General features: G+C 53.7%; 15 protein-coding genes. 10 read left to right on the forward strand and 5 right to left on the reverse strand.

The window, feature by feature from the left end:
• Nucleotides 1-101 precede the first annotated feature (101 nt).
• The 4 genes from EV681_RS11400 to EV681_RS11415 are packed head-to-tail and all read left to right on the forward strand — an operon-like array spanning nucleotide 102 to nucleotide 5,399.
• Complete coding sequence (locus EV681_RS11400; RefSeq protein WP_130304094.1) at nucleotides 102-1,145, forward strand: HlyD family secretion protein; 1,044 nt, start codon at nucleotides 102-104, stop codon at nucleotides 1,143-1,145.
• Nucleotides 1,142-3,112, forward strand: a complete 1,971-nt coding sequence (locus EV681_RS11405; protein ID WP_130304095.1) for an ATP-binding cassette domain-containing protein — start codon at nucleotides 1,142-1,144, stop codon at nucleotides 3,110-3,112. Before EV681_RS11400 ends, EV681_RS11405 begins: the two co-directional genes overlap by 4 nt.
• Nucleotides 3,109-4,275: an ABC transporter permease gene (locus EV681_RS11410; RefSeq protein WP_130304096.1), complete on the forward strand. Its 1,167-nt coding sequence runs from the start codon at nucleotides 3,109-3,111 to the stop codon at nucleotides 4,273-4,275. The genes EV681_RS11405 and EV681_RS11410 overlap by 4 nt, the downstream gene beginning before the upstream one ends.
• Before the next feature lie 5 nt (nucleotides 4,276-4,280).
• Nucleotides 4,281-5,399, forward strand: coding sequence for an ABC transporter permease (locus EV681_RS11415; RefSeq protein WP_128393957.1), 1,119 nt, complete (start codon nucleotides 4,281-4,283; stop codon nucleotides 5,397-5,399).
• A 285-nt stretch (nucleotides 5,400-5,684) separates the two neighbouring features.
• On the opposite strand, the gene EV681_RS11420 is transcribed toward EV681_RS11415, so the two are convergent.
• Both EV681_RS11420 and pdxR read right to left on the reverse strand, forming a co-directional pair.
• Entirely contained in the window at nucleotides 5,685-6,167 is a 483-nt protein-coding gene (locus EV681_RS11420; protein ID WP_130304097.1) for a carboxymuconolactone decarboxylase family protein, read from the reverse strand.
• Between the two features lie 508 nt (nucleotides 6,168-6,675).
• Nucleotides 6,676-8,100, reverse strand: coding sequence for a MocR-like pyridoxine biosynthesis transcription factor PdxR (gene pdxR / locus EV681_RS11425; protein ID WP_130304098.1), 1,425 nt, complete (start codon nucleotides 8,098-8,100; stop codon nucleotides 6,676-6,678).
• A 97-nt stretch (nucleotides 8,101-8,197) separates the two neighbouring features.
• Here pdxR and EV681_RS11430 point away from each other — a divergent pair, with 97 nt between their 5' ends.
• Both EV681_RS11430 and EV681_RS11435 read left to right on the forward strand, forming a co-directional pair.
• Nucleotides 8,198-8,710, forward strand: a complete 513-nt coding sequence (locus EV681_RS11430) for a GNAT family N-acetyltransferase (protein WP_128393337.1) — start codon at nucleotides 8,198-8,200, stop codon at nucleotides 8,708-8,710.
• A 125-nt stretch (nucleotides 8,711-8,835) separates the two neighbouring features.
• Nucleotides 8,836-9,477: an FMN-dependent NADH-azoreductase gene (locus EV681_RS11435; RefSeq protein ID WP_128393336.1), complete on the forward strand. Its 642-nt coding sequence runs from the start codon at nucleotides 8,836-8,838 to the stop codon at nucleotides 9,475-9,477.
• 131 nt (nucleotides 9,478-9,608) lie between these two features.
• On the opposite strand, the gene mnmE is transcribed toward EV681_RS11435, so the two are convergent.
• Both mnmE and EV681_RS11445 read right to left on the reverse strand, forming a co-directional pair.
• A complete protein-coding gene (gene mnmE, locus EV681_RS11440; protein ID WP_130304099.1) occupies nucleotides 9,609-11,015 on the reverse strand; it encodes a tRNA uridine-5-carboxymethylaminomethyl(34) synthesis GTPase MnmE in 1,407 nt (468 codons plus the stop codon).
• A 554-nt stretch (nucleotides 11,016-11,569) separates the two neighbouring features.
• On the reverse strand, nucleotides 11,570-11,995 hold the full coding sequence (locus tag EV681_RS11445; protein WP_130304100.1) for a VOC family protein: 426 nt from the start codon (nucleotides 11,993-11,995) through the stop codon (nucleotides 11,570-11,572).
• Nucleotides 11,996-12,196: 201 nt separating this feature from the next.
• Here EV681_RS11445 and EV681_RS11450 point away from each other — a divergent pair, with 201 nt between their 5' ends.
• The 4 genes from EV681_RS11450 to EV681_RS11465 all read left to right on the forward strand — a co-directional run bounded on the left by EV681_RS11450 (nucleotide 12,197) and on the right by EV681_RS11465 (nucleotide 18,088).
• Nucleotides 12,197-13,120, forward strand: coding sequence for a LysR family transcriptional regulator (locus EV681_RS11450; protein ID WP_130304101.1), 924 nt, complete (start codon nucleotides 12,197-12,199; stop codon nucleotides 13,118-13,120).
• Between the two features lie 480 nt (nucleotides 13,121-13,600).
• The gene (locus EV681_RS11455) at nucleotides 13,601-14,629 is read left to right on the forward strand and encodes an AbrB family transcriptional regulator (RefSeq protein WP_128393332.1); all 1,029 of its coding nucleotides are present in this window, start codon (nucleotides 13,601-13,603) and stop codon (nucleotides 14,627-14,629) included.
• Nucleotides 14,626-16,137, forward strand: coding sequence for a DHA2 family efflux MFS transporter permease subunit (locus tag EV681_RS11460; RefSeq protein ID WP_128393331.1), 1,512 nt, complete (start codon nucleotides 14,626-14,628; stop codon nucleotides 16,135-16,137). The genes EV681_RS11455 and EV681_RS11460 overlap by 4 nt, the downstream gene beginning before the upstream one ends.
• Nucleotides 16,138-16,534: 397 nt before the next feature.
• Entirely contained in the window at nucleotides 16,535-18,088 is a 1,554-nt protein-coding gene (locus EV681_RS11465; RefSeq protein ID WP_130304102.1) for a phospholipase D family protein, read from the forward strand.
• A gap of 155 nt (nucleotides 18,089-18,243) precedes the next feature.
• Here the strand turns inward: EV681_RS11465 and EV681_RS11470 are convergent, their stop codons facing one another.
• Nucleotides 18,244-18,663, reverse strand: a complete 420-nt coding sequence (locus EV681_RS11470) for an HIT family protein (protein ID WP_130304103.1) — start codon at nucleotides 18,661-18,663, stop codon at nucleotides 18,244-18,246.
• Nucleotides 18,664-19,589 lie beyond the last annotated feature (926 nt).

A 19,589-nucleotide genomic window follows, 5' to 3' on the forward strand; every position in this document is an offset into this window, starting at 1 on the left:
ATAATAACAAATGGATGCTTTACATATAATTCAAATTTGAATTAGAATTATAGCTCATTTTGCTCTTGCCCGACACACGACGTGAACGGATTATTTCAATCATGAATAAGAAAATCGCAGTTGTAGTAGTTTTTGCCATCGTCGCCATCGCGGCCGGCACATGGTGGTTTTTTGGAAGGTCTGCCCCAACAGCCGATCATCTGACGCTCTATGGCAATGTCGATATCCGGCAGATCTCGCTGGCTTTTGAAAACAGCGACCGGGTACGCGAAATGCGGGTCGAGGAAGGCGACAGTGTGAAGGCTGGGCAGATACTGGCCACGCTGGATACCCGCAGTCTGGTACTGCAAGCTGATCAGGCAAAGGCACAAGTAGGTGCACAGGAGCAGGCGTTATTGCGATTGAAAAACGGCACCCGCCCGGAAGAAGTGGAGCAGTTGCAGGCCCAGGTCAGGGCTGCAGAGGCCGAAGCCAGGCAGGCTCAGAGCCGCCACAAACGGTTAAAAGACATTGCAACACGCTCCGGTGGCCAGGCGATCAGCAAACAGGAAGTGGACGATACACTGGCCTCGGCTCAGGTAGCCGAAGCGCAGCTTGAGAACCAGCGCAAGGCCCTCAAACTGGCCCAGATCGGACCGCGTGATGAGGATATTGCCCAGGCACAGGCCGAATTGGCTGCAGCAAAAGCGAATCTGGCGTTGCTGGAACATCAATTGGCCCTGTCCGTCCTTACATCACCCACCGATGCGATTGTCCGCGCACGGCTGCTGGAACCCGGAGATATGGCCTCTCCGGTCAAACCGGCCTATACCCTGGCCCTGACCTCGCCCAAATGGGTCCGGGCCTATGTGAACGAAGTCCAGCTCGGGCACGTCAAGCCCGATATGGCAGCTGCAATCATGACCGACAGCCATCCGAATGAAGCCATCTCCGGGCGTGTTGGCTATATTTCACCGGTGGCAGAATTTACACCAAAGAATGTACAGACTGAAGAGCTGCGTACCAGCCTGGTCTACGAAGTACGTATTCTGGTTGACGATCCGCAGAACCGGCTGCGCCTTGGCATGCCGGCTACCGTCAATATTGCACTTGACAAGGCAGTGCCTGATACCGATAGCCAGCTTTCGTCCGGAGCAAACAAATGACCAGCCGCAACCCTGCCGCTGGCAGTAGCGCTGCCGCAGCAACGGATGGCCGCTTTGCCGGGAAAACAGATAATCTGGCAGACAGCGCCGAGGTGGCCGTTAGCGCCAGCGGAGTCAGCAAGCGTTTCAAAGTAAAGGAAACAGGTGCAACGGTACTGGCATTGGACAACGTGGACGTGCAGGTAGCCACGGGCCAGCTCACGGCAATTGTTGGTCCCGATGGGGCTGGCAAAACGACATTTCTCAGGCTTGTGTCCGGGCTGATGCGCCCAGACACAGGCTCATTGCAGGTACTGGGTATTGACGTTATTCGCAATCCGCAGGCGGTGCAGGATCGCATCAGCTATATGCCGCAAAAATTCGGGCTATATGAAGACCTGAGTGTGCAGGAAAACCTCGACCTGTATGCCGATTTACATGGCGTTGCACAGGACGTGCGCCGTGAGCGCTTTGCCAACCTGCTGGAGATGACCGATCTGAAACGATTTACCGCGCGCCTGGCCGGTAAACTATCGGGCGGCATGAAGCAAAAGTTGGGTCTGGCCTGCACGCTGGTTCGCTCGCCCCAGTTGCTGCTCCTGGACGAGCCAACTGTTGGCGTAGACCCTCTGTCACGGCGTGAATTATGGGAAATTGTGCAGCAGTTGCGCGAACAGGAACAGTTGTCGGTGCTGCTGACCACCGCGTATCTGGACGAAGCGGAACGCTGCGCCAGTGTATACGTGCTGCATGAAGGCAGACTACTTTCCAGTGGCCCACCAGAGGCGACCAGTGAACATGCTCGTGGTCTGTGCTATCTGGTAACGCCGACCAGCAATGAACACCCCCGCGACCTGCAAGCACAACTGCTGGATAACACCGCCGCAGTCATCGATGCAGTACCGGAAGCGGGAGATGTTCGTGTCATTCGGCGCCCCGAATCAGATCCATCACAACTGCAATTGAACGGGCGAGCACTGGAACCGGCGCAAGCGCGCCTTGAGGACGGATTCATGGTGTTGCTGCGCAGTGGTAGCGACCTTGATATGGACGCAACCACCGACCAGATTACCCGGAGCAGGAATAACGCTGCTCCAGGCTTTGCAGACTCCAGGAGTGCGACCCAGACGCAGCAGACAAGCCGGGAGAGCGCCGCAGATGCCATAGACCAACCACACTTGCATGAGGCCCCGCACACGGCTTCAGGAAACGGCAATAACGGTATCGTGATTGATGTCCGGGATCTTGTCAGAAAGTTCGGCGAATTTACCGCGGTCGATAGCACGACCTTCAATGTCAAGCGCGGTGAGATTTTTGGTTTGCTTGGCCCCAACGGCGCGGGCAAAACCACGACTTTTCGCATGCTTTGCGGGCTTTTGCCTGCTACGAGTGGTCACGCCGAAGTGGCCGGGATGGATATGCGCAAGGCCCGCGCCGAAGCCCGTCAGCGTATTGGCTACGTCTCGCAGAAGTTCGCCCTGTATGGCAACCTGTCAGTGATGGAGAATCTGCGTTTTTTTGGTCGCGCCTATGGGCTGATGAGCAAGCGTCTGGCCCACCGCATTACCGCCGTTACCACGCAGTTCGAACTGCAACGCTATGAGAAGATGCCGGCCGGACAGTTACCCGGCGGCGTCAAACAACGCCTGGCCATGGCCGTTGGGCTGCTGCACGAGCCCGATGTGCTGTTTCTGGACGAACCCACCAGTGGGACTGATCCCCTGGCTCGTCGCGGCTTCTGGCAGCGCATTACCCGGCTTGCCGGTGGCGGCACCACGATTGTGATTACAACGCATTTTATGGAAGAGGCCGAATATTGCGATCGGATTGTCATTCAAGATGCCGGCAAGCTCGTGGCCTATGGCACACCGGATGAAGTGCGTACGCAGGCAGGCGGGACCGACAGGATGACCATGGAAGCGGCCTTCATCCGTATTGTGGAGCAGGGACGCAGCGAACGCGGCAATAGCCAGAAGGTGGCGGCATGAATATTGAGTCGAAATCTGCATCGACAACGCGTCCGAATCGTAGCGGCGGCTTCTGGCTACGTCTGATATCGTTAACGCGTAAGGAGTTTCGCCAACTGTGGCGTGACGCCAGTAATCTGATGATTGGTATCGGTCTGCCGATAGCGCTGATTCTCATTTTCGGCTATGCCCTTACCTTTGATGTACGCGATGCGCGTGTCGCCGTCGTGCTGGAAGATTCCTCGCCCGTGGCGCAAAGCCTGGTTTCCAGCCTGGAGCTTTCCGACTATTTTGTGCCGGTCAAAGTGACATCCATGCACGAAGCCACCGAGATGATGAAGGCGCACGAATCGGATGCCATCCTCAGAATCCCGTCCGATTTCGCGCGACGTCTGTCTGTAGGGGATGCCCAGGTACAGACGCTGCTACTCGGGTCTGACCCGACACGCGCCAGCGCCATCAGAAGCTATCTGGAGGGTGCGGTAGCCATATGGGGGCAAAAGCAGGCCTCGCGCAGCCACAGCCCTGCTGCGACGGGCTCTGTGGTCATCGTCGATCGCATGTGGTTTAACGCCGCCAACAACAGCACCTGGTATCTGGTACCCGGGCTTATTGCACTTATCATGACGCTGGTTGGGACCTTTCTGACTGCACTGGTCATGGCACGCGAATGGGAGCGCGGCACGATTGAGGCCCTGTTTGTCACGCCGGTGCGGCCGGTCGAAATTCTGATTGCAAAAATCATCCCCTATTTCTTTATCGGGCTGCTTGGACTGGTCATGTGCGTGGTCACCGCCCGCGTGCTGTTCGATGTGCCCATTTACGGGTCGATGTGGGTTCTGGTGTTGGCATCCATGCTGTACATGTTTGTCTCTCTGGGCATCGGGCTGCTGATCTCTGCCATGACCAAGAACCAGTTTCTGGCCAGCCAGGTTGCGCTGCTGGCAAGTTTCCTGCCGGCCATGATGCTGACCGGATTTATCTTCGATCTGCGCAATGTACCCACAGCGGTGTACGTCATTGGCCAGTTGGTTCCGGCAACGTACTTTCTTGAACTGGTCAAATCGCTTTTCCTTGCCGGCAACTACTGGCCCATGATCATCAAAAACTGCAGTGTGCTGGCTGTCTATGCCGTCGTTCTGCTGGGACTGGCGCGTTTTGTCACCCGCAAGAAACTGGATTGAACCGTATGCTGGCCTTTTTCAACTATCTGCTGCGTCTGGCCAATCTTTGCCAGAAGGAATTCATTGCGGTGCTCAAAGATCCGGCCAATCGGGTCATTCTGATCGTGCCACCGATCCTGCAAAGCCTGCTGTTTGGCTATGCCGCCAATTTCGACTTAACCAACGTTCCCTACGCTGTACTGGATGAAAGTCGCGGCGGCGCATCCACCGAACTCATCGCACGCTTTGACGGCACCGGGGTTTTTCATCGGGTCGCAACGCTTGATTCTGCGAGCCAGATTTCAGAAGTGATCGATACTGGTTCGGCCCTGCTGGTAGTGCATTTCAGTCCCGATTTCGAGCGCCTGCTGTCAGCAGGCCATACCACGCCGTTGCAGGTCATTCTGGATGGGCGTAACTCAACGACAGCGGGGTCAGCCGTCGGGCAGCTACAGGCCATCATATCGGCCTATAACCAGCGCGATGGACATGACCAGGCCAAACCAGCAGTGACCGTCATGTCACGCGCCTGGTACAACCCTAATCTGGAGTCGCGCTGGAATATTGTGCCGGCGCTGATCGCCTCGCTCAGCATGATACAAACCATCATGCTGGCGGCGCTTTCAGTGGCGCGCGAGCGCGAACAGGGTACCTTCGACCAATTACTGGTAACACCGTATACGCCGCTACAGATCATGATCGGCAAGGCGATTCCGTCTATTGCCATCGGGCTCTCGCAAGCAATGCTGGTACTGACAATATCACTTTACTGGTTTGATATTCCGATGACTGGCAACTTCTGGGCGCTCTTGCTGGCCATGCTGATGTTCATGATCACCATTGTCGGGATCGGCCTGTCGATCTCGGCCTTGTCGGCAAATATGCAACAGGCCATGCTCTACACTTTTGTGCTGATCATGCCGCTCACATTGCTATCGGGCCTGGCAACACCGGTGAGCAACATGCCCCATTTCATGCAAATGGCCACTTACGCCAACCCGCTGCGCTTTGCGATTGACCTGGTACGAAGAATCTATCTGGAAGGCGCGCCACTCACGCTGCTATGGCATGACTTTATTCCATTTGTGGGAATCACACTTGTGACCATGCCGCTTGCCGCCTGGCTATTTCGCAATAAGCTGTAGCGATAACGGGCAATGCGAGACAGCGCCCAACTGCAGCCGGGCTATCCGGCAATAGCGCATCCTTGATAACGCTGATCACCTGAAACACGGCGCCTTGAAGCGGGCATTCGGCGCCTGGCCAGCGGTACTTTGCGCCCGAGCGCAACATGCCAATCATTTCCCGGACGCCGGTTGGGAGTAGTAATGGCGTGGCCGGCACACGCTGATCCACGCCTTTAACGTCCTACGACCCCATCCTGCTATCGAATCCTGCTGTCCGCTAATATCAATCTAGCCGGTTCGGTATCAGGCCGCTGCCGCAGCAGCAGGTGCTGTTGCAGATGCATCCACTGGATGGACGGTTCTGGCGGTTAGCACCAGGCGATTCCAGCCATTGATTGCGACGGTCGCCAGGGTATAGCCGGCAATCTGTGCCTCGGTAAAGAACTGCCGCATGGCGTTGTAATCCTCGTCCGGGGCACCGGTTTGTGAAACAAGTGTTATCACTTCGGCCCAGGCAATCACCGCACGCTCCTTGGCGCTGAACACCTGCGCTTCACGCCAGACGCAAAGCAAGTCAAGTTGTTGCGTGTTCAAGCCATCGGCGCGAGCCTCCTGCAAATGCATATTCACGCAGAATGTGCAGCCATTGATCTGGGAAGCACGAATCTTGATCAAATGAATGAGGGATTTTTCCAGATCTGGATTCTGCATGACGGCGCCTTCCAGGGCACACATGGCTTTGTAGACAGCGGGGGCGGTTTTGGGGAAATCGTAACGGGCTTGCATTGTGAACTCCGAAAATGTCTATGACAGTTGAGATATACCGGATTGGCAAACGGGTACCGGCCATCCGTTTAATCTATACATGGCTTATCCAGCGAGTACGGCTTGCTGCCCTTGCCGTTGCCTGCTGTTCATGCCAAATGAAAACCATGAGTGCATAGTAAAGCAGCAGGCGGCCAGACAAAAGAGCCAAGAGTGACGATTAGCTGTAGGCCATGATTGGGGCCGAGCCATGTCGCATGTGCATATGCCTTACCGGGCGCTTATATTTCATATTTTCCCGCACTGCCCCTGTTTTCTGCTAAGTGTTCTGCCAGAAAGTCCGCACAGCATGCATGTCCTTGCTTGCAGAAAAATGAAGATGCGCGCCAGGAGAGCTATTCCGGCTCGGCAAACCGGTTTGCCCTGAAGCCATAGCAGGTAGCAATGTCAGTGGCCCCAAATTGTTTGGGCAGTAATGCTGTAGCTATCTGTATTTTTAGCGTCAATTCTCAATGGCTCGCATGCCCATCTACAACAACGGCAGGATGCGTTCGCCCAACTGGCGCGCCGCTTCGCGGGAAGCGACATTGGTAAAACTCATCAGCAGGCCATGGGTGGCAGGCGGCTTCAGATACCATGCCGAAAGGCCATGCGCAAACATCCCTTGAGCGCAAATTCGGTGCGCAATCGCCACATCATCCATGGCCACATCATCCCGGGAACGCAAAATCAGGTGCATGCCGCCCGGCTGCAGCTCCACACGCAAGCGATCTCCCAGTACGTCCATCAAACCGGCAGCAACCACTTCACGTCGCTCTGCGTACAAACGGCGCATCCGCTGGATATGACGGCTGAAATGGCCTTCCTTCATGAATGCCGTCACAATTGCCTGCACTAATGCCGGCGCGCCGCTGCCGTGTATCTGCACAGCTTGTTCGAACCGCGTCACCAGCCCTTGCGGGACAACACAGTAAGCCAGACGTAGGCCAGGAAACATAACCTTGCTGAACGTACCTGAGTAAATCACCCTACCCTCGCCGTCCAGGCTTTTGAGCGCGGGCAATGGGCGACCCAGATAACGGTATTCACCGTCGTAATCATCTTCAATAATCCACGCATCATTTTGCGCAGCCCAGTCCAGCAACGCCACGCGCCGCGCCAGCGATAGCGACACACTCAAGGGACTCTGATGCGCGGGTGTGACGACCGCCAGACGGGCATCCGCCGCACACTGTTTACCCTGTTCAACACAAATACCATCGTGATCAACAGGCACAGGTACCAGCGACATCCCCACGCTTCTGAGCACATCTTTGGTCGGTTCATAGCCAGGATCTTCCACCCACGCCTTGTCGCCCGCCATCAGCAATGTGCGGGACACCAAATCAATTGTGATCCGATAGCCCGACGTAATAAATACCTGTTGCGGTACGCAATCGATGCCGCGTGACACTCGCAGATAGCCCGCAATGGCCTCACGCAATATCGTGACGCCGGCAAAGGGTGGATAAACCATATCCTGGATCTGGGTACTGCGTGCACAGCGGGCGGCCAGACGAGCCCAGATTTTGCGCGGAAAGGCATCCAGTGCGGGCAATCCCATCTGGAACGGTGCAACTGCCTGATGCTGTGGCATTGCAGTAAATGACGCGGAAACTGGCTCTGCCGGTAACGGCGTGCCACCCAAATGTGCGAGCCCGGGCATGACCACCGTTCCTGCCTGCCCACGCGCTTGCACATAACCTTCCGAGGCCAGCAAACTGTAGGCGGTCTCAATCGTGCCGCGCGCCAGGCCCAGTTCCTTGGCTAACGCACGCGCTGCAGGAATTCGCTGGCCTGGCGATATCAAGCCGTCGGTGATGGCGTTGCGCAGGCGCAGATAAATCTGCTGATACAAAGGCATGCTGGCCTGAGGATCCAGAGACGATAAACCATAGCGTTGTGTCTGATTCATGGACTAGTCCGTATCGTAGTTCTTGGCTCTTCAGATTATGGCATAACGGCATTACCATCTCTTTGTAGACCTATCACATTTGAAAAGGAAACCGTAAATGGCACAAGTAGCCCAAGGCACCGGCGCTATCGGTGAGTCCGATAGCAACGAAGCACCGGAAAAAGCAGATACCATCATATTGGCGCACCTGGAAAACGAAACCCAGATACGCGCAGCCTTTTCCGTCATGCAACAATTGCGCCCGCATCTGGCAAATGCGGACGATATGCTTGAACGTGTGCAGCGGATGCAGCAGAATGCAGGCTATCGCATGCTTGCCATCTGGAATAACACAGATGTAATCGCAATCGCAGGTTATCGCCTGCAGGAAAATCTCATCTACGGGCCGTTTCTGTATGTAGACGATCTGATTACACTGGACACAGCCAGAGGCCAGCGTTGCGGCGCCAGGCTGCTGCAAGCGCTGCAAAACATAGGCACTGATGCCGGGTGTACGCGTCTTGTTCTGGATACCGGCCTGGCCAATTCGCTTGCACAGCGCTTCTATTTTCGCCAGGGCCTGTTAAGCACAGCGCTGCATTTTGGCATGACGCTACCGGCCGTCAACTGATCCATCCCGGGCAATATGCTTTATAAAAAACGGGCTCATAATAAATTAATCACAATTGTGATTACCAATTTGATATCGCTATCTTTACTGCAACCAGATAGACAAGCATCGAACACGGAACGCCAATGAAATTATTGCATTTAACATTCAGCCCACGTGGCGAAGAATCTGAAAGCACGCAGCTTTCCCAAGCCATTGTGAATCAGCTTTGCAGCCTGCACTCGGTTAGCCGCATTATCAGGCGCGACTGGCGTTTACATGCGACCTCCGCCATTGATGCCGACTATGCAAAAGCACTGGCCAATGCCGCCCGTAACAACGCTGATAAATTGTCGTATGAGGGTTCGCTGCAAGAATCAGAAAGACTGATATGCGAACTCGAAGAAGCTGATGTGGTTGTCATTGGCACACCCATGCACAACTTCACCGTGCCCGCTTCGCTCAAGACCTGGATAGACCTTGTGGTACGCGTCAATCGCAGTTTCAATATCACTCCTGCAGGCAAAGTGGGCACGCTGGACAGCAAACCAGTTTATATCGCGATCGCATCTGGGGGCTTCTTCGGCAGTGAACACAGTCGCCAGCCGGATTTTCTCACGCCCTATCTGAAAGCCATTCTGGCAACGATCGGATTGCACGATTTGCGATTTTTTTCGGCTCAGGGAATGGCACTAGATGTGAATAAAGTCAAAGTTCAGCGGCAAGATGCGCTTGATCATGTGATGAATATTGGCCCCGCAATAGCTGAATCCAAAGAGTCATGCTGATGGTCCCAGCGCTTGGCAGCTTTGTGCCACAGCCTGTGGCCCTTTCTCAGTGCTCCCAGCTTTGGCGGCCAAATATGGATATCTCGCGAGGGTATGCCAGCAGACGTCGATGAAATTTCAGCGACCCCGTCTCACTTCCCAATACAAAAATTCGAAAATATCTCGCCCAGCAAATCATCGCTGGAAAACTGACCGGTAATACTCCACAGCGACTCGTGTGCAAGGCGTAATTCCTCGGCAAAAAGATCCAGCACGCGATCATTCTGCGCAGCATGTTCCTTGGCGTTAAGCAAATGCTGCGCAGCTTTTTGCAACGCTTCCAGGTGCCGTTCGCGAGCCAGCCACGGGGACTCGGCACCCGGATTCCAGCCGGCAATCTGCAACAGTTTGCTGCGCAACACATCCAGGCCGGTTTCGTGAACCGCTGAGATCAGAATGCGCGAGACTTCGTGCGTGCTGGCTGTATTGCCATTTGCCGCGGGTCGCGCAATCAACGCTTTGAGGGCCGCCTCGTCAAGCAGATCGATTTTGTTGAATACTTCCAGCACCGGCGTGCGTTGTGGCAGGCGGCGTGTAATACCAGCATCCAGCTCGTCATTTGGCGTACGTGCATCCTGCAAGTGAATAATCACATTTGCCTTGGCTATTTCCGCCCAACTGCGTGCGATACCAATACTTTCTACAGTGTCGTCAGTGTCGCGCAGGCCTGCCGTATCCACGATATGAATGGGTACGCCTTCAATATGAATCTGCTGCGTGACCTTGTCACGCGTGGTGCCGGCAATTGGAGTGACAATTGCAATATCGTCTCCTGCCAGGGCATTAAGCAGGCTGGATTTACCAACATTGGGCTGGCCCGCCAGCACGACATGCAAGCCTTCACGCAGAATCATGCCCTGGCGCGCCTGCTGCACCAGTTCTGCCATGTCGCCAAGAATGCCGCCTAATGTTTCGCGCGCCTGGTATTTTTCCAGAAATTCGATTTCTTCCTCGGGAAAATCCAGCGTAGCCTCTACCAACATGCGCAGATGAATGATTTGATCTGCCAGATTGTTCACCTGTGCAGAAAAGGAACCGCTCAAAGAGGCCATGGCACTGCGCGCGGCTGCCTCTGAGGAAGCGTCGATCAAGTCGGCCACGGCCTCGGCCTGTGCCAGATCCAGACGGTTGTTCAGAAAAGCGCGCTGAGTAAATTCACCGGGTTCGGCGTGACGCATACGTAATGGCACGCCCACCTGCAAACAACGATCGAGTATTCTTTTCAACACTGCCGGACCACCGTGTCCCTGCAATTCCAGCACATCTTCGCCGGTGTACGAATGCGGCGCGCGGAAATAGATGGCGATGCCTTCGTCAATGGGCTCGCCCTTGCTGTCGCAAAATGGCAGAAAATAGGCATGGCGCGCCGCCAGTTCCCGCCCGAACAGCTGCGAGATCAGGCCGGTCAGATCGGGGCCGGAGATACGAATGACGCCGATACCGCCGCGCCCTGGCGCGGTTGCGATAGCAGCAATGGGATCGTTGGCAGGTGCGGACATAGGCGAAACATCAGTGAAGTTAGCCTATTATATCGGTTATTTCAGGGGCTGATCGGCAAACTTGCCCAATAATTCAGGTGTCCCGGCGCAGAGAATACTGGGCAAATGCTGATATGTACCCGGCAATCGGCCTCATCACCACAATCAGGTCGTTAAGACGACTGAAACAGGTTTATGGCGGCGAACCGTAGATTTTTTTGCAAATAGTGATAGAATTAAATCTCAGCCACTTGCCCGCACATTGTGCGGGCATTTTTTTCGCCTATGGTCGGTGTAGTCGGTACAGGAACAGGTGCAGATTACAGTGTCTCTCGTACAGTGATTAAATCCACTGTTTAAACCGTATTCTGCAGCACGGATTTTCTGCGTTGCCAGAAGGTCTGGCACACCAGAATTTACAACAGTTCGTTTGACATTGCTGCGAACCCGCGCTTATGGCACCTTCCCTTAATGCGCCTGCCTCCTTCCTTTTTCTCATAAAGCGCCTTAAATACTGCCGGCCGAGCCCACGCGTCTCCGTCTCCCTGCCCTGCCGCCAGGCTTCGATTTGCTTTTTACTTGGCAAACAACTGGTTCATGTCCCTGAAGGCCTTGAATTCCAGTGCGTTACCACAGGGGTCAAACAGAAACATGGTGGCCTGTTCACCAACCTGGCCTTTGAAGCGAATGCCCGGTTCTATCACAAACTTGGTATTACGCGCTCTCAGGCGCTCCGATAGGGCTTCCCACTGGTCCCACTCAAGCACGACGCCAAAGTGCGGCACAGGCACGTTATGGCCGTCTACGGCATTGGTATGCGCCTGTTGCTGGCTCGCCGTTTGCGGATGTTCGTGAATCACCAATTGGTGTCCGTAAAAATCAAAATCCACCCATTGCTCACTGGAACGTCCTTCGGACAGGCCGAACACATCGCCATAAAAATGGCGGGCAGCCGCCAGATCGTAGACGGGAATGGCTAGATGAAAAGGTGACAAGCTCATTGGTTTTCCTGGTTGATATAAGTGATATGGGTTTAGCAAAATTGCGGCCGACAACGCTTATTGCAAATGCCATCACGCTTGGTAAGCGCCAGCATGTTCGGCACGGTACTCGATATTTTTTATTGTAGGCCCGACTTTAAAAAAATAAAATCAATATATATTTGTAATATGTACAAATATTATTTATATATTGAGAGTGCAATGATCCGGGAGCTCAAAACATTTATTGCGGTATCCCGTGAGGGCACGTTCGCAGGGGCCGCGCAGAAAGTAGGTCTGACCCAGGCAGCAGTAAGCGCCCAGATGCAGCGTCTGGAGGTTGAGCTGGGGTTCGCGCTGTTTGACCGGCACGGACGATCGGCGAAAATAAATGCAAAGGGGCAACAGTTGCTGTTGCAGGCGCAGGAATTGATCCAGCTTTACAGCAATCTGGGAGCCACGCCTGTCGCTAGCGCCAAAGCCATGCATATCAACGTGGGCGCCATCGCAACGCTGCAACGAACTGTCTTGCCTGATGCGCTGGCAGATTTTCACAGCACCAGCCCGGGTTGCCATACCCGCATCATCCCCGGCGTATCCATGGATATGGTGAACCTGGTCGATGCGGGTGACATAGACATGGCGGCGATTATCCGTCCGCCGTTTCAGTTGCAAAGCGAATTGCAATGGCAGACGCTGGCACGCGAACCATTCAGGCTTATTGTTCCTTCTCATGTTGCCGGTAGCGACTGGACCCAATTGCTGTCTGAGCAGCCGTTTATCCGCTACGACCGTGCTTCCTTCGGTGGACGGCTGGTTGATCGTTTCCTGCGGCAAATGCATGTCGCCCTGCACGAAATTTGCGAATGTGATGAACTTGAAACGATCGTCAAGCTGGTGGCAAACGGTGCTGGCGTCGCCCTGTTCCCGCAAACCGCCGCGTTCGCGCACTGGCCTGTGAAAGTTCGCGCCATTGATTTAGGCGTCCATACCTTCTATCGCGAAACCGGGTTGCTTCATCGACAGGAACAAAGCCTGGCCGAACCGGTTCGCCAGCTTATTCAAGCGATCATGAAATGTGCAGCACACCAGCAAGTCATGGCAGCATCCCCGCCACGCCTCAATAGCCGTCTAACTGGCCATTGAGCAGCAGGCGGATGCCATAGACTCAACGCGAACAGCATCAGCACAAAGAAAAGTCGCATCAACAATCATAAAAACCTCCGTACGAATCGTTAGCGCTACCGGAATTGAGGCTGCCAGGAGATTGATCGGGACTGCACCGCAAGCCACGTTGTAGCCCGCAGGCATCTGATCGTCCTGGGACGCCCGATATCTTCAAATAGCACGAAGGGTTCCGGGGTCGCTGCGGCGCAGCGGATCAACCTGCCGGTGATGTATTCATTTGGCATGTTCATTGAGCGCCCACTTCAGATGTATTTACTGGGCATATTCATTGAACCCGACCGATCCTGTTTCGGGCAGTTGCATTCATGGCGTGAAAAAAACGACGTTATGGCGCAGTCTTATATAAGACTTTTCAAATATAAACAGTTTTCCTTCGCATTTTTTCATTTGAAAACGTACAATGAACGCTTAAAGTATGTCAATTATCTTCGGAATATGATGCAGCGCTATTTAGCCGGGTTTCTGTTCGCACTTGCTGGTGCTTTGCTGGCGAACTGGCTGCATCTGCCTCTGCCGTGGATGATCGGGCCACTGCTTGTCACCGCGATAAGCAAGTTACGCGGCGCACGCACACAATCGCATGTGGCCTTCCGAAGTATGGGCCAGTGGGTGATCGGCACCTCCCTGGGCCTGTATTTCACCGAGGAAGTCCTGCACATTGTTCTGGATAACACAGTTGCTATTGTGCTGGGCATGCTGTTCGCCCTGTTTCTGGGCAGCGCGGGCGCTTTAGCCCTGCGCCGCTGGGGCGAGGTGGATTTCAAAACTGCCTGGTTCGCTTCGGCTATCGGCGGCGCCAGCGAAATGGCCAATCTTGCCGAGCGCAATAATGCACGGATAGACAGAGTGGCCTCCGCCCATAGTCTGCGTGTATTACTTGTCGTGGTGACCATTCCATTTGTGTATAAATTTCTTGGGTTGCACGGCCTGACCGTGAACACAACGGCCGCGATCCCATTTTCCTACAGCGGCTTTTTTCAAATGGTCGCCATTACGTGTGCATTCAGTTTTGCATTTGGCAAACTGCGTATTCCCAACCCCTGGGTGCTTGGTCCACTGTTTATCATGACTGTGTTAACAAGCAACCATATTGAGCTGTCTGTCATTCCCCCGGAAGTTCAACACGCCGGGCAGATGTTCATCGGCTGGTCGCTTGGTGACAAATTCGGGCCAGACTTCTTCAGGCGCGCACCAAAATACCTGGGCGTGGTGGCGCTGGTTTGCGTTGGATCCCTGTGCCTGGCGCTGGTTTTTTGCGCCTTGCTGACATTGATTTCCGATATTCCGCTGGCAACGCTGTATCTGGCAAATAGCCCGGGTGGCATCGCAGAAATGACCATCACAGCAAAAGTGCTGCAATTGGGCCCGCCCGTTGTGACGGCCTTCCATGTATCACGAATGGTATTTGTGTTACTCGTTACAGGGCCGTTGTATCGGTTACTTTCAAAAAAATATCAACTCACATGAAAAGCCGCGCTCCCGTCCAGCAAGATATTGCTGTCAAATTAATACCATTTATAGTTGGCTGCGCGTTGTTCATGCAAATGCTCGACGCAACCGTGGTGGCTACTGCCCTTCCCATGATGGCGGTATCGCTGCAGTCGACCCCGGTTCGCATGAACGTGGCCATTACCTCTTATTTGCTGGCGGTAGCGATGTTTGTTCCGATCTGCGGCTGGGCTGCCGACCGGTTCGGGGCAAAACGCCTGTTTCTCTTTGCAATCAGCCTGTTTGCGCTAACTTCGCTAACCTGTGCATTGTCTTGGGATCTGACTTCTCTGACTGTATCCCGGTTTATTCAGGGTATTGCAGGTGCAATGATGGTACCGGTAGGTCGTATTATCATGCTGCGTACGATACCGCGTAACCAGATCCTGAGAGCGACATCATTTCTGTCGATCCCCGCGCTGCTTGGCCCGATTCTGGGCCCGCCGCTGGGTGGCTTCCTGGTGACCTATGCCTCCTGGCACTGGATATTTCTCATCAATATTCCAATCGCCATCATCGGCATTGCACTTGTACTCAGGTACGTGCTTGAGTATCGCAGCGAGAAAAAACCCCGGCTGGACTGGCTCGGTTTCCTGCTCAGCGGCGTGGGTATGGCCACGTTTGTTATCGGCATTGAAGCCATCGGCAACCATACCCATGGATATGCGTATCCGCTGTTGCTGCTTACTACTGGGTTGGTGTGCACACTGCTGTACATACGCCATGCCAGGCGCCATCCGGAACCCATTATCGATCTGTCTCTTCTCAAACTCCCCACTTTTTCGGCTGCGGTAATTGGCGGCAACATGACACGGCTGTCGGTTGGCGCGATGCCCTTTCTGCTCACCCTTTTGTTCCAGGTCGGGTTTGGCTACTCCGCGCTGGCCAGCGGCATGATCACCTTTTCGATGGCCATCGGATCGCTGATGATGAAATTCATCGCGACAGCGGTATTCGGTCGGTGGGGCTTTCGCAAGGTGCTTTTAATAAATGGCACGCTTACCGGGTTAATGACAATCGCAAATGCATTTTTCATCGAGAGTACGCCGGTACTGCTTATGGGCACCGTGCTTTTGATAGGCGGCTTTTTCCGCTCATTGCAGTTCACCGGTGTAAACAGCCTTGCCTTCGCAGATATCGAACCGGAACAAATGAGTCAGGCAAGCTCGTTTTCTGCCACCGCGCAACAGATCGGCATTAGCCTGGGCATGGGTATTGCCACCGTTACGCTGGATCTGAGCATGCAACTGAGAGGTGCCAGTCAAGTTTCAATTGGCGATATCCATACTGGGTTCTGGGTAATCGGGCTCCTGTCCATTGTCGCCGCCTACTGGTTTTATAAACTGGATCCCAAGGCTGGCGAAGGGATTACTGTACACAAGGAACGGAAAAACCGGGTGAGGTCCAAACGCCGGCGCAAGTCCGTTGTAGTACCTGATAGTAAATCACCAGCGAAGCCAGCGCAGAGCGGTAACATAAAGCCGTAGACGCAACAGAAAAGCCCGGGAGAACAGGTGCCAGGTGTTAAATCGACTTAATCGTTCCTGCACCCACCTGTTCGTTTTTTCATTCATCATTGCTGCTGTTCATTCGTTTGTTCCTTCAGGAAACAGGCTTGGCAACTGCGCGGGCAATTCCATAATATTTCAATTGAAATATTATGGAAAAATCCAAACACGTCGTCCCGCGCCTTGGCGCGTCTTGGCTACATATCCAACATTGTCAGAACCAGATGCGTCAAGAACAACCAGACCACACGCAAGGCGGATACACTGACGGAAAACCTCCTGCTCCTGGAGCACCAGGCCCAGCGAGCCGAACATATTGTGCCCAAATATACTGCCTAACTTAAAGTACGCTATCAACTGCCCGGTGTCGTCCCATATGAACAGCATTTTTTCATTGCTCAGACCTTTTCTACTTTGCATACTCGCCTGCCTGCTGGCAGGCTGCTCCTTGCCTTCCCTGGATGATCGAACAAGCAGCAAGGCATTGAACGAAGCCCAGACCAGTGATACGACATTAGGACAGGCCATATTGCCCCTGGTCCGGGCACATCCCGGCAAAAGCGGTATATACGCACTGGCAGACGCCCATGAAGCGTTCGCCGCACGCTCGCTAATTGCACGCGCCGCGCAAAAATCGCTGGATGTGCAGTACTACATCTGGCATGACGATATCACAGGCACCCTGCTTCTTGAAGAACTGCGCACAGCGGCCGACAGAGGCGTTCGCGTCCGCCTTCTGCTCGACGACAACGGTACGGCTGGTCTGGATGAAGCGCTTGCAGCCCTGAATAACCATCCGAATATCGAGATTCGGCTGTTCAATCCGTTCATTGTACGCTGGCCCAAATCCATTGGCTTCGTTACTGACTTTATGCGTGCCAATCGCCGCATGCACAACAAATCTTTTACTGCAGACAACCAGGCAACCATTATTGGCGGACGCAATGTGGGTGACGAATATTTCGGGGCGGGTGAATCCGTTTTGTTTGCCGATCTGGATGTTCTGGCTATCGGCAAGGCTGCACGCGACGTTTCCACCGATTTTGATCGTTACTGGGAAAGCAAGTCGTCTTATCCTGTCGACTTGATCTTGCCAAAGGTCGATGCAACAATCTTGCCCCAGCTCAAAGCCCGGGCCGAAAGCCTGATAAAGTCTCAGGCTGCCGCCCAATATACGCAAGCGATCAGAACCTCGCCGTTTATCTCGAAGATGCTAAAGGGCGACCTCCGTTTCGAGTGGGCCGATATCAGGATGGTCAGCGATGACCCTGCCAAAGGCCTGGGCAAGGCAAAGTCAAACGGCTTACTGACCTATCAACTGGCTGACATTCTCGGGCGCCCCACCCGTAACGTTGATCTGATATCCCCATACTTTGTACCTACAGCCGCCGGCGTGGAGGTATTTACAAAAATGGCCCGGGACGGTGTCAAACTGCGGATTTTGACCAATTCACTGGATGCCACGGACGTTTCCGCCGTCCATGCCGGCTACGCCAAACGGCGTGAAGATCTGCTGGCCGCAGGGATCAAGCTCTATGAGCTGCGACGCATATCCTTCACAGACAAACGTAATGACAGCGCTGGGCCTTTTGGCAGTTCGGGATCCAGCCTTCACGCAAAAACATTTGCGGTTGACCATAAGCGGGTATTTGTCGGATCGTTCAACTTCGACCCTCGATCAACCCATCTTAATACCGAAATGGGCTTTGTCATTGAGAGCCCCAACCTGGCAATACAGATCGAAAACTACTTTGATAAAGAGATCGCCAAAACGTCGTACGAAGTTCGTCTGTCTGAAGCGGGTGACGTATATTGGATAGAGCGCCGTGACGGTAAACTGATCCGCCACGACTCTGAACCCGAGACCAGCCTGTTTAAACGTGGCATCGTCTGGTTCCTATCGATACTGCCTATTGAGTGGTTGTTGTAATAGCAAAAACTTATGACATTTTGAGGTCTACAGGTCTTATGAGGCTGATTTCACAGGGCCAATGACGCGATCTTATAATAAGTTCTACCCACGTTCATTGCCATGGCCCGGCAAGCATAGCCCCTCCTGTTCAATTGAATGGCGGGGCCGGCAAATTATTTTATGGCCGCAGCGATTTGCTGGGCTAGCGCCGCAATCTCGTCCATATCCCCTTTTACACGACCATGACGCTCCACTGTTTGCCCAATATACCTGGGAACCAGGTGAAAATGCACGTGGTAAACGGTTTGTCCGGCGATCTCGTTATTGAACTGTGACAAGATAAAGCCGTCAGCTTTGGTCACTTCCAGCAGCGCTGGCGCGATTTTTTTTGCAGTGGCCACACATGCCTGAGCGCCCTCCACTGACAAATCGAGTAGCGTTTCAGCCGGTTCCTTGGTCAGAATAAGCAAGTGTCCTCTCGTTTGCGGCATGATATCCATCATGGCATACGTCTTGTCGTCTTCATAGATTTTGAAGGACGGCGCCTCTGTCCGGAGAATTTTCGCGAAAATATTCTGACTATCGTAGGCCATGTTTGCTCCTCTATCGCCTGATTAAAAACGGGGATGGTCCCATCTGTAGGGCCCTGGACATTACGGCAACCCGGCACAATATGCACCACCGCTGAACCATCTCGAATTATAAGCAGGAATTGTGAACAACGTGATTGAAGCTATCGGGAAACCGTAATTAGCTGCCTAAAGACAAATAGACTCGTCATGCATCAACGTTCTTTGGGTCGCTAGCTGAAATGAAGAGACGCTCCAGCCAGCTTCAATAGCTGTAAGAATAACGGCATAAACGTAGTTTTCTCTGGCCCTGCAAGGCTTCACGTTTTTGTGCTCTGGCAGTGAGTTAAGCATTTGCCAGATTTGCCGGCAGCACACAACCTCTTTAATCCGCCCTCTTTTCACACAAACAAACCCGCTTTTTGTCTCAAATAGCGCGCTACGTGGATCCATCAGCCAGCTAATTTCCTTCTTTGGGATAGCTATCGGCATACGCCAGCTGGCAACGACAGGCACCTGCCCTATACCCCGTCTGGGATATAGAAAACCTCCCCCGCTTCATCACTGACACTATCAGACTACCTATCCTGCCCTCCGATCCGGCCTTCCCCAGGCAGACTTCCCCTATCCGCCCCTCAAACAAAGCAAATTATGTTCAAAAGGTCTTTACGTTCAACCGATATCCCTGCCCCAACGGCACAGTGAAACCCTACCCTGCCGCAACATTTTCAGGGAAAACTCCCCTATTTATATCGAGCAGACCGCCAAAATGCGAACAAAAAGCCGGCTAAAAAGCATCCAAAACCGTGTTTTTATTCGATTCTGCCCTGTGGATAAGCTCTGGGCGAAGCTCTGTGAATAACTTCTGTATCAAAACTTGATAAATAGCGGGAAACTGCCGAGTGCCAAAGTTGTTCATTTTTATACACCGGACAAAAGTCAGGTATTCA

The organism is Advenella incenata (genome assembly GCF_004217095.1).
Taxonomy (GTDB): Bacteria; Pseudomonadota; Gammaproteobacteria; order Burkholderiales; family Burkholderiaceae_B; genus Advenella; species Advenella incenata.